This window comes from Gordonibacter sp. An230, assembly GCF_002159915.1.
Classification (GTDB): Bacteria; Actinomycetota; Coriobacteriia; order Coriobacteriales; family Eggerthellaceae; genus Rubneribacter.
This window is the reverse complement of sequence record NZ_NFJP01000020.1, coordinates 12,468-25,994: the sequence shown is the minus strand read 5'-3', so window position 1 is coordinate 25,994 and position 13,527 is coordinate 12,468. Positions and strand designations below refer to the sequence as shown.

Sequence of the window (13,527 nt, the reverse complement as noted above, 5' to 3'; positions counted from 1 at the left end):
GCGATCTCCCTGCGCGCACCGTCGCGCGCCTCTGCGCGGGCGAGCCGCGCACCGTTTTACGACGCTTCCAACAGCGCGAAGCCAGCTGAGGAGCGCGAAACGGCGCGGGTGCCCTCGCGCGCCTTCCGCAGCGCGCGAAGCGTCACCCGCTCTTCCCAAACGCCATCAGCCGGCGCGTCAAAACGCCTTCCCCACCCGACCGCAGACGGACGGCGGCCCCTCCTCTTCTTTTTCAAGAGCAGCGCCCGCATCCACCTTCTCCCGAGGACAACGAGCGCAGGGGCCTTACCCGAGCGTGCCCGGACGCGCGTTGGCGTGGCGCACGAAATCGACGATGCGCTCGATGAACTCCTCCTTGCCACCCGGCGCCCGCCCTCGCTGCATGCCGCCCGGCCCGGCCTCGCCAGACGCCCCCTCGCGCTGCCCGAGCGGCTCGCGCGTCAACGGCCCTTCGTCGCCAAGATGGTACAGGGCCCCTGTCAGCACCATGCCAACCAGCGCAACAGCCTCGAAGGCCGGATCGATCTCGGGACGCGCGAAACCCTCGCGCTGCCCGCGCGCTATCTGCCCCTCGAGCACGTCGAGCAACCGACGCTCGTAGCCGCGCATCGCCTCCGACCACACGCGCCCCTCGCGCCACAGCTCCGACACGAAGAACCTCCCGAACGCCTTGTTCTCGAAGATGGTCGACGCGAACAGCTCGATCATGCCCGTGAGCGCGTCTGCGGCGGTGGGCGCCTCGGCCGCGATGCGCTCGAAGCCGGACACGATGCGCCCGATGCCGTCCTCCAAGATGCTCTCGGCCATGGCGGCCTTGCTCTTGAAGTGGTAGTACGCCACGCCCTTCGACACGCCGGCCGCCTCCACGATCTCGTCCACCGTGGCCGCCGAATAGCCCTTCTCGCCGATCACCGCCAAGGCGGCGTCGAGCAGCTGCCTGCGCGTCGCGCACGCTTTCTCGGTGCGCTTCGTTCCCATCGCCGCATCACCCCCGCAGCCCGGCGTCCGCCGCCGGGCCGTTCGTCCATCGATACTCAGTGTAGCAGGTCGGAGACTACCCCAATTGCAGAACCGGATGCAAGTCCTCCATGCGCACCGTGCGCTTGCGCCACGCCACGAAGCACGTGAGCGCGAAGCACGCCACGCCGATGGCGGCCAGCACCGCGCAGTCGAGGCCCACCTGCACGTAGTCGAGCCCCGTCATGATCTGTCGCATGCCGGACACCACATAGGTCATGGGCATGTACGGGTTGACGGCCTGGAAGAACTCCGGCGTCGTCTGGATGGGGAACGTCCCGGCGCACGCCGTGAGCTGGAGCATGAGCAGGATGATCGCGAGGAACCTGCCGGGGAACCCGAACGCCGCCATGAGGAACTGCATGATGGCGGCGAACACGAGCGCCACGAGGTAGCCCATCGCGTAGAACGCAGGCACGTTGTCGATCTGCAGCTGCAAGCCGAACTGCAGCACGAGCATGAGCAGCGTCGCCTGGATGAGGGCGAACGCCGCCATCGGCAGGTAGTTCGCGAACGCCGCCGTCGCAGGGTTCGCACCGGCGAGGACAAGGCGGCTGTTGAGCGGCTTGAACACGAACCCTGCAACGAGGCCGCCCACCCAAAGCCCCAGCGCCATGAAATACGGGGCGAAGCCGGTGCCGTAGTTCTTCACCGTCGTGTAGTACTCGTTCACCAGCTGGACGGGGTCGCTCATCATGGCGGACTTGCCGTCGATGTTCGTCGTCTGATCGGCGGCGGTCTTCGCGCCGTCCTCGAGCGCCCCGGCCAGCTGGCCGGCGCCCTCCACTGCGCTATCGAGGCCTTCGCCGAGATCGGCGCTGCCATCTTGAAGACGGCTCGCGCCATCGGCAATCTGCGCGGATCCGTCCTTGGCGCTCTGAGCGCCGGCGCTCAGCTGGCTCGCGCCGTCTTCGGCCGACCGCGCGCCATCGACGAGCTGGCCTGCCCCATCATCGAGCTGAGCCGCTCCCGACACCGCCGAAGACGCGCCATCGGCCACCTGGGTTGCGCCGGACGCCACCTGGGAGGCGCCGGCAGCGAGCGTGGACATGCGCGCATCCACCTCGCTGGCGCCTGCGTCGAGCTGCTGCACGGCGACACGCAGCGCAGGCGATTGCCGAACGAGCGGAAGCAGCTGTGAAGACAGGCTTTCGTAACCGGCTGAAAGGCTGTTGAGGCCGCCGTAGAGCGTGTCTGCCGACGCGTCGCTCGAAGCGCCGATGCCGTTGGCGAGAAGATTCGCGCCGCCGTAAAGCGTGTCGGCCGACGCATCATCCGCAGCGCCGATGCCCGCCCGCAGCTGCTGCGCGCCGGACATCAGGTTCCCGCCGCCCGCCTCGAGCTGCGCAGCCCCGGCCGATAAGCTCCCCGCAGCTTCCTGGGCAGCGCTGACGAGCCCCATGGCCGTCTTTGCGTCGCCGCTCGCAAGAGCCGCCTGCGCATCGTTCAATAAACCGTACAACGTCTGGTCGGCCGCCGTCTGCCCCGATGCGCCGATTCCCGCCTTCAGGGAGGCCGCCCCCGCCTGAACGTCGCGCGCGCCCGCTTCGAGGGCGCCCGCGCCGCCGGAAGCCGCATCCAATCCGCCCTTGAGCCGCTCCACGCCGTCGGCGAGCTCGCCAGCCGCGCCCTGCAGCCGCTCAATACCTCCGGAGATCTGGGCCGATCCCGCTTCAACTGCTTTCACCTGCGCTTCGTCGGGCAGCGCGCTGGCCGCCTCCGCCAGCTGGCCGGCACCGGCAGCCACCTTGCTGGTGCCGTCGAAGCGAAGCGCCGACGCCCCGCTCGACACGCTGCCGGCGCCGTCCGCGACCTCGCTCGCTCCATCGCTGAGCTGGCCCGCGCCCGTCACCAGCGACTGCGTGCCGCCTTTCAGCGAGAAGGCGCCGCCGACGAGCGTGCCCAGGCCGTTGTCGAGGGACGACGCGCCAGAGGCGAGGCTGCCCAGGCCGGCGTCGAGCGAAAGCGCGCCGTCCTTGAGCGTGCCGAGGTTCGACGTGATGGCGGCGCTGCCGTCCTTCGCCGTCATAAGGCCGTCCTCCAAATCGCCCGCGCCGTCGGCGGCCGTCTGGATGTCCTTGCCCGAATCGGCCACGCGGGAGAGCACCGTCTGCCAGTACTCCTCGGCCACCGTGTCGCTCACGCGCTGGCGCACCTCCTTCCACACCGTCTCGCCGATCTGGGAGGCCAGCATGTTCTCGCTTTGGTTGTACTCGATCTTGAGCTGCGCCCTGCGAGGCGCGTCGCTATCCGCCGATGCCACGCTCGCGGAGAAGTCCGACGGGATGGTGCAGGTCATGAAGTACGTGCCGTCCTCAAGGCCCCGCTGCGCCTCGTCAGCCGACACGAAGTGCCACTGCAAGCCGTCGTCGGTGCCGCGCAGCTCGTCCACCACGTCGTCGCCGAGGTTGCGGTTCTCGGCGGCCACCGTCGCGCCCGCGTCCTCGTTCACCACGGCCACGGGCACCTCGTCAAGCCGTGCGTACGGGTCTTGGAACGCCGCCAGATACAGCGCGCCGTACAGAAGCGGCATGATGGCGATGGCCGCGATGACCACCCACATCACCTTCGACGCCGTGATGTTCTTCCATTCGAGGCCCGCGAACCGAAGTCCCTTGAACGCCATGCTCACTCGCCCTCCTTCGCCAGATACACGCACGCGTCGGCCATGGCGGCCAGATCGCGCTCCACAACGCCCACGACCACGGCGGCCCTGCGCGAGCGCGCCGCCTCGCGCAGAAGCTTGACGAGGGAGGCCGACTGGGCCATGGTCAGCTGATCCTCCACGTCGTCCACCACCACCGCGTCCGGCTCGCCCGCAAACGCGAGCGCGATGCCCAGCGTGGCCAGCTTCTGCGACGTGAGGTCCTTCACGCGCACGTTCGCCGCATCGTCCAAACCCCATTCGCGCAGGTAGGCGAGCACCGCGTCGCGGCGGGGACGGCGGCCGTGCAGCTCGAACTCGGCGCTGGCCGCATAGGCGACCGTCAGGCTGTCCTGCAGGTCGTTCAAGCCCCTGAACAGGCCCAGGCCCACATGCCGCGCGACCTTCGCGCGCTGGCGCGGAAGCTCGAGGCCGCCCGCGGACAGCGTGCCCTCCGTGGGCCTCATGCGCCCGGCCAGCGTGAGCAGAAGCGCCGTCTTGCCGCTGCCGTTGCGGCCGCGTACGGCGAAAAGCTCGCCCGCGCGCGCATCGACGTCCACATCGCGGTACACGTACCCCGCGTACGTTTTGAGCCCCAGCCCGCGCGCACGGAAGTACGGCTCGCCCGTTGCGGAGGCGGCGTCGCCGGATCGCGCCACAAGCGAAGACCCGCTCGCGAAGGCGACGGGGGCGGAAGCGGCAAAGGCCCCGCCCGCCGCGGAGGCTGCGGGTGCGGCAGGACGCGCGCACGGCCTCCCCGCCATCGCGACGGCAGCCGCTTCGGCGCTGGCAGACGCAATGGCTTCGCCGCGCGCAAGGGCGGCGACAGACGGGAGCGCCTCTTGCATGTTCATCATGATCCCCTTCCGTTTGCCAGTCCATTTTTTTTGACTGACTAGTCAGTTTTAATGTTCGGAAGTATAGCACCTGCCGGAAAACGCGCAAGCGCCGTCCGGCAAATACGCACAACCCGCGCGGCTCGGCACCGCCCGCGCGCCGCTCGACCTCCGGGCACCCGCCGCCCGCGCGCCGCCAACCCAGCGCCTGCGACTGCCGCTCTACCTCCAGCCGCGTACCGCAGCCGCCCTGCCCGTGCATCGCGCCAAGCGGCATCCTCCCCATCATGCCCCCTTCCCTTTCCGCCCGAAGGTTTCCGTAGAAGAACCGTCATGCGGCGGTGATCTCGGGTATACTTCCAGCGGATGAACCGCGCCGGGGAGCGCGGCGGACTCGGCGCGCAAGGCCACATGAGATACGCAGTCCGCAGCCGCGATCCTTAGACGCGCTTCGCGCCCCGCGCCCGAATCCGACACGGCGGCGCAACCGCACAACGCAAAGAAAGGAACCGCCATGAAAGCGAAGATGGTCCACCGCTGCATCCATGTCCTCGACCTCGATGCGTCGCTCGCGTTCTACGAGCGCGCGCTCGGCCTGACCGTGCAGCGCCGCATGGGGCCGGAGGACGGCTCGTGGGAAAACGTGTTCATCGGCAACGGCGAAACCGATTTCCAAATCGAACTCACTTGGAACCGCGGCCGCACAGAGCCCTACGTCAACGGCGGGCGCGACACGCACCTGGCCTTCGAGGTGGATGACATGGATGCCGCGCGCGCCCTGCACGAGGAGATGGGCTGCGTGTGCTTCGTGAACGAGCGCATGGGCATCTACTTCATCGAGGATCCCGACGGCTGCTGGCTCGAGATCGTCCCGGCCAACCGCGCGGAGTGAGCGGGGAGGCTCCGTGACCGAGTACGCTTCCGCAGACAAGCTGCTCGCCGACCTTGGCGAGAGCGCGCACATCGAATGCGGCCGCGAGACGTCGATCGAGTTGGCGCGTGCCGTGCGCCGACGCTTCGCCACGCGCCGCTGCGCGTTCGCGCTGGAGGCCGACGCGGGCTGCCCGCGCGACACGGTGACCTCCCACCTGCGCTTCTTCAGCCAGCTGGCCGGTGGCGCCGTGCACCACGAGGACGCCGTCGCCCACTTCGGCCTGCGCGGCATCGCCCGCGCCAAGCTGCGCGACCTTCCCGCCTCCCAAGCCGCGCTCGTGCGGCTGGCGCGCGCGAGTCTGTTCCAGCCGGAGGTCTGCCTGATCGAGCGCCCGCTGTCCGACCTCGACGCCGAAGGGCGCGCGAGCGCGCTCGCATGGATGTCCGAGGCCGAGGAGCGCGGCTGCCGCTTCATCACCACGCTGCAGCCCCTGCGCGAGGCGCTGCTCATGCCGGGCATCGCCCTGTGGTGCGAGGATGGGCGCTTCATCGAGGTGGCGCACGACGAGGACGATTCCACCGCACCTCCCGACGGGGCGTTCGACGAGGTGCGCGTGTGCAAGATCCCCGCGAAGGCCGACGCGGCCACGCTGCTGTTCGACCCGCGCGAGATCGACTTCATCGAAAGCGCCAACAAGCAGAACCACGTGTCGGTGCGCGGCTCGCTCTACCCCACCCCGCTCACGATGGACGAGCTGGACGACGAGCTTTCGCGCTTCGGCTTCTTCCGCTGCCACCGCTCCTACATCGTGAACGCGCAGCGGGTGGCGAAGGTGGAGCGCTACACGCGCAACAGCTTCAACCTCACGCTGAACGACGCGAACCGCACCTCCATCCCGCTGTCCAAGGGACGCGCGCAGGAGCTGCACGAACGGCTGGGCCTCACGCGCGAAGCCCGCGCGGCGCACGCGACCAGTGAGGCCCGCGAGGCTCACACGGCCCGCACGGCGCAGGACGGGCAGGCCGATTCCGCGGCGTGCGGCGGCGCCGAGGGGACGGCGGCGGCGCAAGCGGCCCCCGAAGGCGCGTCCGCTCCGACAAGCCGCCCGGATCGGACGCGCGCCGCATCCCCGACCGGCGAGGAGGACCCCAAGGCCCGAACGGCCCGAGACGACCGGAGTCGGGAGGCTCGGGGAGGCCGAGGGGGCCGAGCCGGCGAAGCCCGTCCGACAAGGCGGGCGGCCCGGACGGAAGGAGGCCCGCGATGACGGCCCCGAGCGCGCGGCGGTCCCTGCGCGCCGTGGCCATCCTCACCCGCAAGTACCTCGCCGACCTTGCGCGCAACCCCGCGATGACGCTGAGCGCCGCCATCCCCGTGCTGTGCTCGCTGTTCTTCCGCCTCGTCTGGGCCGAGCAGTCCGGGCTCTCCCCCGACGCCTTGGCGCTCGTCGCGACCGCGATGCTCTACGCCGTCATGTTCGAGGCCCTGATGGCGTCTTCGATGTTCGTCATGTACGCGATGGCCGAGGAGCAGGAGAAAGGAGCGCTCGGCACGCTGCTGCGCTGCGGCGTGACGCGGGGGCAGACCGTCGCCGCGCGCCTCGCGTCAAGCTTCGCCGCGTTCGCCGTGTCGTGCGCGGCCTGCTGCCTTCTGCTGCTTCCCGATCCGGCCGTCGCGCTTCCCATCGCGCTCGCCTGCATCGCAAGCCAGCTGCCGCTCATCCTCGCCGGCGCCGCCCTGGGGCTGCGCGCCCGCACGCAGATGTCCACGATGTCGCTGTCCGTCCCCCTCTTCATCGTCGGCATGCTGCCGTTTTTCCTCTCCGGCACCGAGGCCACCGCGCCCCTCGCGCCGTACCTTCCCAACGGCGGCGCGTTTCCCTTCGTGCGCGCGCTCATCATCGGCGGCGACCCCTTGCCCGCGCTGCTGACCGCCCTTCTCACGACCGCCCTGTGGACCGCTGCCGCCACCTTCTTTCTGACGTGGATGCTGCGGAAGGAGAGCCGGGAAGGGGACGGGTTCGGGGAGTAGCGGGGGCGCGGCGGCCGCCTCGAGGATGGCATCCGCGCATCCTCGGGACGGCCGCCACAGGAGCAGGCGCGCATCCGCAGGAACCGCACGCTCGCCCCTCCCGCACGCGCCCCTTGCTCCTCTCGTCGCCTCCCCTGCTCCTCTCGTCGCGAAGCAGCTCCTGATGTCGGGTTTCCCTTGCGCGGTGCCGAGACGGGCGCGATGATGCGCTGCGTCAGGTCCGCGGCGGATGCGCCGCGCGAAGAGAAAGGGAACCGTCATGATAACCGCAAGCCAACTATCCATGCTGGTGCTGGGGCTCGGCCTCATCTGCGTGGTGAGCATGGCGCTGCACATGCGCCACGAGCGCGCGCTCAAGCGCGTGGAGGCGCTGGAGCGGCGCTCGGAGGAACTCGAGGCATCGCTTGTCGCCCTCGCCACCCGCAACGCCTCCGCTGCGCCCGCGTCCGGGCACGCCGCCGCATCCGAGCGCGAAGACGTAGCGGCCGGGCACACCGCGCCGGCGAAGGCCGCGACGCCGTCCGCGTGCGCGTCCGCGGCCCCGCGCGGCTCCGTCCGCACCGCCAACCCCGCCCCCGCGGCCGCCCGCTAGGAGGCCCTCATGAACACCCTGCTCTCCACCGAGGACGTGTGCCTCAGCTTCAAAGGCAAGCGCGTCCTCGACCACCTCTCCTTCTCCGTGACGCGCGGGGAGTGCTTCGGTTTCCTCGGCCCGTCGGGCGCGGGCAAGACCACCACCATCAAGCTGCTCACGCGCCAGCTTGCGAAGGACTCCGGCCGCATCCATCTGTTCGGCCGCCCCATCGAGCACGCCACGAACGCCGACTACGAGCGCATCGGCATCCTGTCGGACACAAGCGCCCTCTACGAGCGCATGAGCATCGAGGACAACCTGCGCTTCTACGCGAAGATCCGCGGCGTGACCGGCAACAACATCCCCACGCTGCTCGAGCGCATGGGGCTTGCCGAAAGCCGCAAGACGCTTGTGAAGAACTGCTCGAAGGGCATGCGCCAGCGCGCCGCGCTCCTCGCCGCCCTCGTGCACGGCCCCGAGCTGCTATTCCTCGACGAGCCCACGAGCGGCCTCGACCCCGCCGCCCGCGCCGAGGTGCACAAGATGCTGCGCGAGCTGAAGGACGCGGGCGCCACGGTGTTCCTCACCACGCACGACATGGCCGAGGCCGAGGACCTCTGCGACCGCATCGGCATCCTGAACGAGGGCCGGCTCATAGCCGACGACGCCCCGCAAGCGCTCAAGCTGCGCCATGCCCGCAACGAGGTGGTGATGCGCCTCGCCAGCGGCCGCGTCGTGCGCACCACCAAGGACGCCGTCGGCGCGCCGCTCGTGGCCGAGGCGCTGGCCTCGGGAGAGTGCCTGTCCGTTCATTCCGTGGAGCCGAACCTCGAGGAAGTGTTCCTCGAGATGGCCGGAAGGGAGTTCTAGCATGGAAGCTGCGCTGAGAAAGACCGGCGCCCTGCTGGGCAAGGATCTGAAGGACCTCGTGAAGAACCCCACCGTGCTTTTGGGCTGCCTGTTGCCCGTCGGGTTCATCGCGCTGTACAGCCAGACGATGGGCGACGCATCCGGCGAGGCAGCCGACGCCGCGTATCTCCAGTTCCTGGCGATGGGGCTCTTCATGACCGTGGGCGTGGCCGGCTGCACGGCGGCGCTCTACACCATCGCCGAAGAGAAGGAGAAGCACACGCTGCGCACGCTCATGCTGGCGAACGTGAGCGCCGCGCAGGTGATCGCCTCGCGCGCCGTCGTGTCGCTGGCGGCCATCGTCATAGCGCAGGCGGCGTGCTTCGCCGTGCTGCGCGCGCCGATAGACCTGCTGGCGCCGTACCTGCTGCTCGGCATCCTGTCCGGGCTGCCCATCGTGATGCTGTCGCTCGTCTTGGGCCTGGCCGCGCGCGACCAGATGACGGCCGGCGTGTACAGCATCCCCCTCGTGCTCGTGGCGTTCCTGCCGCTGTTCGCCCCTCTGAACGAGACGTTGGCGAAGGTGACCCCCTACTGCCCCACCGGCGGCGTGCTGGAGCTTTTGGTCCTCGCCGCCGACGGCGCGCTCTTCACCACCGACGCCCTCCAGCCCCTCGCCGTGACGCTCGCCTGGATCGCCGTCGGCGCCGCAGTCCTCGCCCTGCTCTACAAGCGCCTCGCGCGCGACAACTAGGGGCGAAGGCGAGGCCGGGGGAGGCGAAGGCGAGGCCGGGGGAGGCGAAGGCGAGGGGCGCGCACCGCATGCATTCCGCCTCGCACCCCTCGCGCCCTCGTCTCCTACGCAGCGCGCCACGCGCACCCTCGTCCTCTGCGCGGCGCGCCCCGTACGCCCTCGTTCCCTGCTGGATACCCCGCGCCCTCGCCCCTCGCGCCTCGCGCCCCTTCACCCCCTGCGCAGCGCGCCCCGCGTGCCCTCATCCTTTGCGTAGCGCGTCCGCCCCCGAACCGAACCCCTCGCACCCCGCGCTCCTCGCCCCCATGCGATGCCCCCTCACGCCCTCGTCCCTTGCGCGGTGCGCCCCTTCGCTCCCTGCGGAGCGCGCCCCGTTCCCTTTCGTCCCTTCGGGATGCGCCCCGCGCGCCCTCCGAGCAACAACCCGTGTGTCCCTCGTCCCTTGCGCCTCGCGCGCCTCCGATCCGCGCCCAGCGGCACCCCTCATCCCTTGCGCGGCATGCCCCCGATCCGCGCCCAACGCGTCCCTCTCGTTTCCTACGCGACGCGCCCCGCCCCCTCCGAGCCGCGCCCCTCGCGCCCCCCGTCTTTCGCAGGGTACGCCCCCACTCCCCCGAGCCGTACCCCTTCACGTCCCTCGCATTGGACATGCGTCGGATCCGCGAGGGATGCGCAACGGATGCGCGGAAGCCGCACGGCGGCGATGCGCGCGCCCAGCGCCAAAACCGCGTCGGATCGAAGCGCCTTTCCGCTGGACGCACGCCATGCCCGCGTTAGATGGGCGCGCTATGCTGGGACTGCGAAGCCGCAAAGGCCGCAGGCACAGGGAGAGGGGACAGCCATGGAACGACGCCACACCTTGAAGACAGCGCCGCGAAAGCAGATGCAAGCGAGCGCGAGGGCGAAACCGCCGCTCGGGCGGCGCGCAACGCCGCTCGCGTTCTTATGTGCCGCGGCGATGGCGTGCGCGGCCCTCCTGCCCTTCTGCGCCCCGCCGCCCGCGCTCGCGATTCCAGACACCATCAGCGGAACCTGCTACGTCGAGTGCACGAACCCCGAGGTCGACGGCGCGCAAGGCGGCAACGTGTTCGCCGTGAGCTTCCCCCAGTACGGCATCGAGACGACAGGCTACTGCATCTCGGGCCCCCTGTACGGCACGCCCGTACCGGGGCACTACCCCTTCACAGGCACGCGCACGAGCGACGGAGGCTACCAGATCGTCATCGACTGCTCGGGCGCCGCGATGTACCCCAACCACTCCTCCCCCTTCGGCCCGCAGGATGTCGGAGACTTCGTCATCTACCTGCACGGCAGCTTGGAGGTGGTCAAGCAGGGCGCCGACGGATACGCCGAGGCCGTCCCCGAAGCCACGCTCGCGGGCGCGCGCTACGAGCTCGTGGACGGCGACGGCGCGGTTCAGGCCGTGCTCGCAACCGACTCCGACGGGCATGCCGAAGCCGCGGACGTCCCCATCGGAACGTACACGCTGCGCGAGACGGACCCCTCCCACGGCTACGGCCTAGACGAAGGACCGCAGACCGTCACCGTCAGGGGCGGCCAGACAACGCGGGCCTTCAGCCAGGAGGCCCCGCTTCTCGGCGGTATCGAGGTGGCCAAGTCGTCCTCGATGCCCCACGTCACAAGCGGCAACCCCTGCTACTCGCTGTCCGGGGCCGTGTACGGCGTGTACGCCGACGCCGCATGTGAGCGCGAGGTGCAGCGCATCGTCACCGGAGAGGACGGACGCGGAACCGGCGAGGCGGCGCTTTGGCCAGGCGAGTACTGGGTCAAGGAGATCGAGCCGCCCGCCGGCTACGCCCTCGACGAGCAGGTTTACCCCGTGCGCCTCACCGTGGAGGACTGCCGTCAAAACGTGGCCGTGCGGGTAGACACAACCGACGAGCCCCAGCTGAGGCCCGTGGACGTCATCGCAGCCAAGAAAGACGCCGAAACCGGGCAGGCGACCGCGCAGGGAGATGCGACGCTGGCCGGAGCCGTGTTCTCCGTCGAACATTACGCGGGCTCGTTCAGCACGCCCGAAGAGGCCGCCGCGTCGGGGCTCTCCCCCACACTCTCGGCCACCGTCGTCACGGACGAGGACGGAAGGGCGCACCTCGACTCCGCGTCGCTGCCGGCGAACTCGGCGGGCGCGGGGCTTCCGCTCGGCACCGTCGTGGTACGCGAGACGAAGGCACCCGAAGGCTACCTTCTGGCCGACCCCGCCGCCATCGCCCTGCCCGTGACGGCCGAGGGAACGGGCCCGCTCGCCCCGCTGCTCCACGAGGCCTCCGTGCCCGAGCGCGTCGTCCGCGGTGACATCGCCGTGCTCAAAGTGGGCGACGGCGAGGGCACCATGGGCGACCAGAGCGTCAAGCGCCCGCTCGCCGGCGTGGCCTTCGACATCCTCGACCCCGAATCCGGACAGAGCGTCGCCCGCATCGTCACAAACGAGGACGGCTTCGCCACGACAGCGGACCTGCGCGAAGACGGCCAAGCCGGAGCCCTGCCCTTCGGCACCTACCTCGTGCGGGAGGACCCCTCCACGACGCCCGCAGGCTACGAGCCGGTCGCGGAGTTCCGCGCCACCGTGGCCGAAGACGGGCGCACGTACGCCTTCACGGTGGAGGACGAGACGGGCACCGTCGTGCGCATCGTCAAGAAGGACGCCGAGACAGGGCGGCGCGTGAACGGGCGCATGACCTTCCGCATCCTCGACGAGCGCAAGCAGCCCCTCGCCTTCCAGGTGGGCGCGGGAGGCCCCATCGTCAGCGAGTTCGCCACCGACGAAGAGGGCGTCTGCACGCTGCCCGACAAGCTCAACGGCGGCGGCACGTACTACGTGCAGGAAACCTGTCCGCCTCCCGGCTACGTGCTGAACGACGAGCCCGCAGCGTTCTCTCTGGCCGACCGAGACGAGGAAGGCATCGTCGAAGTGGTCGTGGAAGACCTCCCTCAAACGGGGCGCATCGAGGTGCGCAAGGTCGATGCCGACACGGGCACGCCCATCGCCCAGCCGGGCATCGTTTGGGAGGTACGCGCCGCCCAGGACATCGTAACAGCTGACGGAACCGTGCGCGCCCAGGCGGGCGAGACGGTGGCGCTGCTGGAATCGGACGACGACGGAACGGCGGTGGCCGAGGGCCTTCATCTGGGCGCCTACGAGATCGTCGAGACGCGCGCGCCCGACGGCTACGTGCGCGCCAGCGAGCCCGCATCCGTTCGCCTCGCCTACGGCGACCCCGAGACCCGAAGCGTCTCCGTCGCCCTCGACGCTCCCAACCGCAAGGCGGCGGGCGTCATCGAGATCGGCAAAACCGACGCCGTTGGCAAAGGGCCCGTCCCCAACGCCGCCTATGAGGTGCGCGCCGCGCAAGACATCGTCGCGCCCGACGGCACGACGGCGCTTGTCGCCGGAGAGGTGGCCGCCACGCTCGTCACCGATGAAGAGGGCTTCGCATGCAGCGCGCCTTTGCCCCTTGGCTCCTACGAGGTCGTGGAGACGAAGGCTCCCGAAGGATACCTCGTCGATGCCGAGGCGCACCCGGTCGATCTCGCCTACGAGGGCCAGGACGTCCCCGTCGTGCGCGCGTCCCTCGCCCTCGTCGACGAGCCTGTCCCCGTCCCCGAACCCATCGCCGAAACCGGCGACTCCACCCGCGCGCCCCTCGCGGCCGCCCTGCTCGCCGCCCTGTCCCTCGCGACAACGGCATGCGCCGCACGCCTCGCACGAGCAAAGCGCTGCCCAAAGCGCGCATAGGAGGTGAGGGGGTGAAAAGACGGGAAAGCGAAAAGGCGCCGCCCTTTCGGACGGCGCCCGCATTCCGACGACCGGATGCCGCAGGTTCGTCGGCCATCTGCCGCAAGCACGTCAACCAGCTGCCGCAAGCCTGTCGGCCAGCTGCCGCGGATCCATCGGCCAGCTGCCGCGGGCCCGCCAACCGGTCGCCA

Annotated in this window: 10 protein-coding genes; 7 read left to right on the top strand and 3 right to left on the bottom strand. The window is 70.2% G+C overall.

The genetic code is table 11. The features are described from left to right. Nucleotides 1-285 precede the first annotated feature (285 nt). The 3 genes from B5F40_RS10725 to B5F40_RS10715 form a co-directional block, all read right to left on the bottom strand. Nucleotides 286-978 (bottom strand): TetR/AcrR family transcriptional regulator, encoded by a 693-nt coding sequence (locus B5F40_RS10725; RefSeq protein WP_087194332.1) that lies wholly within the window; start codon nt 976-978, stop codon nt 286-288. Between the two features lie 76 nt (nt 979-1,054). After that, entirely contained in the window at nt 1,055-3,643 is a 2,589-nt protein-coding gene (locus B5F40_RS10720; protein ID WP_087194331.1) for a YhgE/Pip domain-containing protein, read from the bottom strand. A 2-nt stretch (nt 3,644-3,645) separates the two neighbouring features. Further along, nucleotides 3,646-4,518 carry an ATP-binding cassette domain-containing protein gene (locus tag B5F40_RS10715; protein WP_239443019.1) on the bottom strand — a complete coding sequence of 291 codons (873 nt, stop codon included), beginning with the start codon at nt 4,516-4,518 and terminating at the stop codon, nt 3,646-3,648. Between the two features lie 493 nt (nt 4,519-5,011). On the opposite strand from B5F40_RS10715, the gene B5F40_RS10710 reads away from it, so the two are divergent. The 7 genes from B5F40_RS10710 to B5F40_RS10675 all read left to right on the top strand — a co-directional run bounded on the left by B5F40_RS10710 (nt 5,012) and on the right by B5F40_RS10675 (nt 13,336). Continuing rightward, nucleotides 5,012-5,389: a VOC family protein gene (locus B5F40_RS10710; RefSeq protein ID WP_087194330.1), complete on the top strand. Its 378-nt coding sequence runs from the start codon at nt 5,012-5,014 to the stop codon at nt 5,387-5,389. Nucleotides 5,390-5,402: 13 nt separating this feature from the next. After that, a complete protein-coding gene (locus tag B5F40_RS10705; RefSeq protein WP_204217378.1) occupies nt 5,403-6,638 on the top strand; it encodes a LytTR family transcriptional regulator DNA-binding domain-containing protein in 1,236 nt (411 codons plus the stop codon). Then, the gene (locus B5F40_RS10700) at nt 6,635-7,402 is read left to right on the top strand and encodes a hypothetical protein (protein WP_087194329.1); all 768 of its coding nucleotides are present in this window, start codon (nt 6,635-6,637) and stop codon (nt 7,400-7,402) included. Before B5F40_RS10705 ends, B5F40_RS10700 begins: the two co-directional genes overlap by 4 nt. Nucleotides 7,403-7,661: 259 nt before the next feature. Further along, nucleotides 7,662-7,994, top strand: coding sequence for a hypothetical protein (locus tag B5F40_RS10695; RefSeq protein WP_087194328.1), 333 nt, complete (start codon nt 7,662-7,664; stop codon nt 7,992-7,994). Nucleotides 7,995-8,003: 9 nt separating this feature from the next. Further along, nucleotides 8,004-8,846: an ABC transporter ATP-binding protein gene (locus tag B5F40_RS10690; RefSeq protein ID WP_087194327.1), complete on the top strand. Its 843-nt coding sequence runs from the start codon at nt 8,004-8,006 to the stop codon at nt 8,844-8,846. A 1-nt stretch (nt 8,847) separates the two neighbouring features. Further along, a complete protein-coding gene (locus B5F40_RS10685; RefSeq protein WP_087194326.1) occupies nt 8,848-9,579 on the top strand; it encodes an ABC transporter permease in 732 nt (243 codons plus the stop codon). An 841-nt stretch (nt 9,580-10,420) separates the two neighbouring features. Next, on the top strand, nt 10,421-13,336 hold the full coding sequence (locus B5F40_RS10675; RefSeq protein ID WP_087194324.1) for an MSCRAMM family protein: 2,916 nt from the start codon (nt 10,421-10,423) through the stop codon (nt 13,334-13,336). The last annotated feature ends 191 nt before the right edge of the window (nt 13,337-13,527 follow it).

Excerpts from the sequence above, each read along its gene's own strand:
- B5F40_RS10720 (WP_087194331.1), bottom strand. The coding sequence starts at position 3,643 with ATGGCGTTCAAGGGACTTCGGTTCGCGGGCCTCGAATGGAAGAACATC.
- B5F40_RS10690 (WP_087194327.1), top strand. The coding sequence starts at position 8,004 with ATGAACACCCTGCTCTCCACCGAGGACGTGTGCCTCAGCTTCAAAGGC.
- B5F40_RS10725 (WP_087194332.1), bottom strand. The coding sequence starts at position 978 with ATGGGAACGAAGCGCACCGAGAAAGCGTGCGCGACGCGCAGGCAGCTG.
- B5F40_RS10675 (WP_087194324.1), top strand. The coding sequence starts at position 10,421 with ATGGAACGACGCCACACCTTGAAGACAGCGCCGCGAAAGCAGATGCAA.
- B5F40_RS10700 (WP_087194329.1), top strand. The coding sequence starts at position 6,635 with ATGACGGCCCCGAGCGCGCGGCGGTCCCTGCGCGCCGTGGCCATCCTC.
- B5F40_RS10710 (WP_087194330.1), top strand. The coding sequence starts at position 5,012 with ATGAAAGCGAAGATGGTCCACCGCTGCATCCATGTCCTCGACCTCGAT.
- B5F40_RS10685 (WP_087194326.1), top strand. The coding sequence starts at position 8,848 with ATGGAAGCTGCGCTGAGAAAGACCGGCGCCCTGCTGGGCAAGGATCTG.
- B5F40_RS10715 (WP_239443019.1), bottom strand. The coding sequence starts at position 4,518 with ATGATGAACATGCAAGAGGCGCTCCCGTCTGTCGCCGCCCTTGCGCGC.
- B5F40_RS10695 (WP_087194328.1), top strand. The coding sequence starts at position 7,662 with ATGATAACCGCAAGCCAACTATCCATGCTGGTGCTGGGGCTCGGCCTC.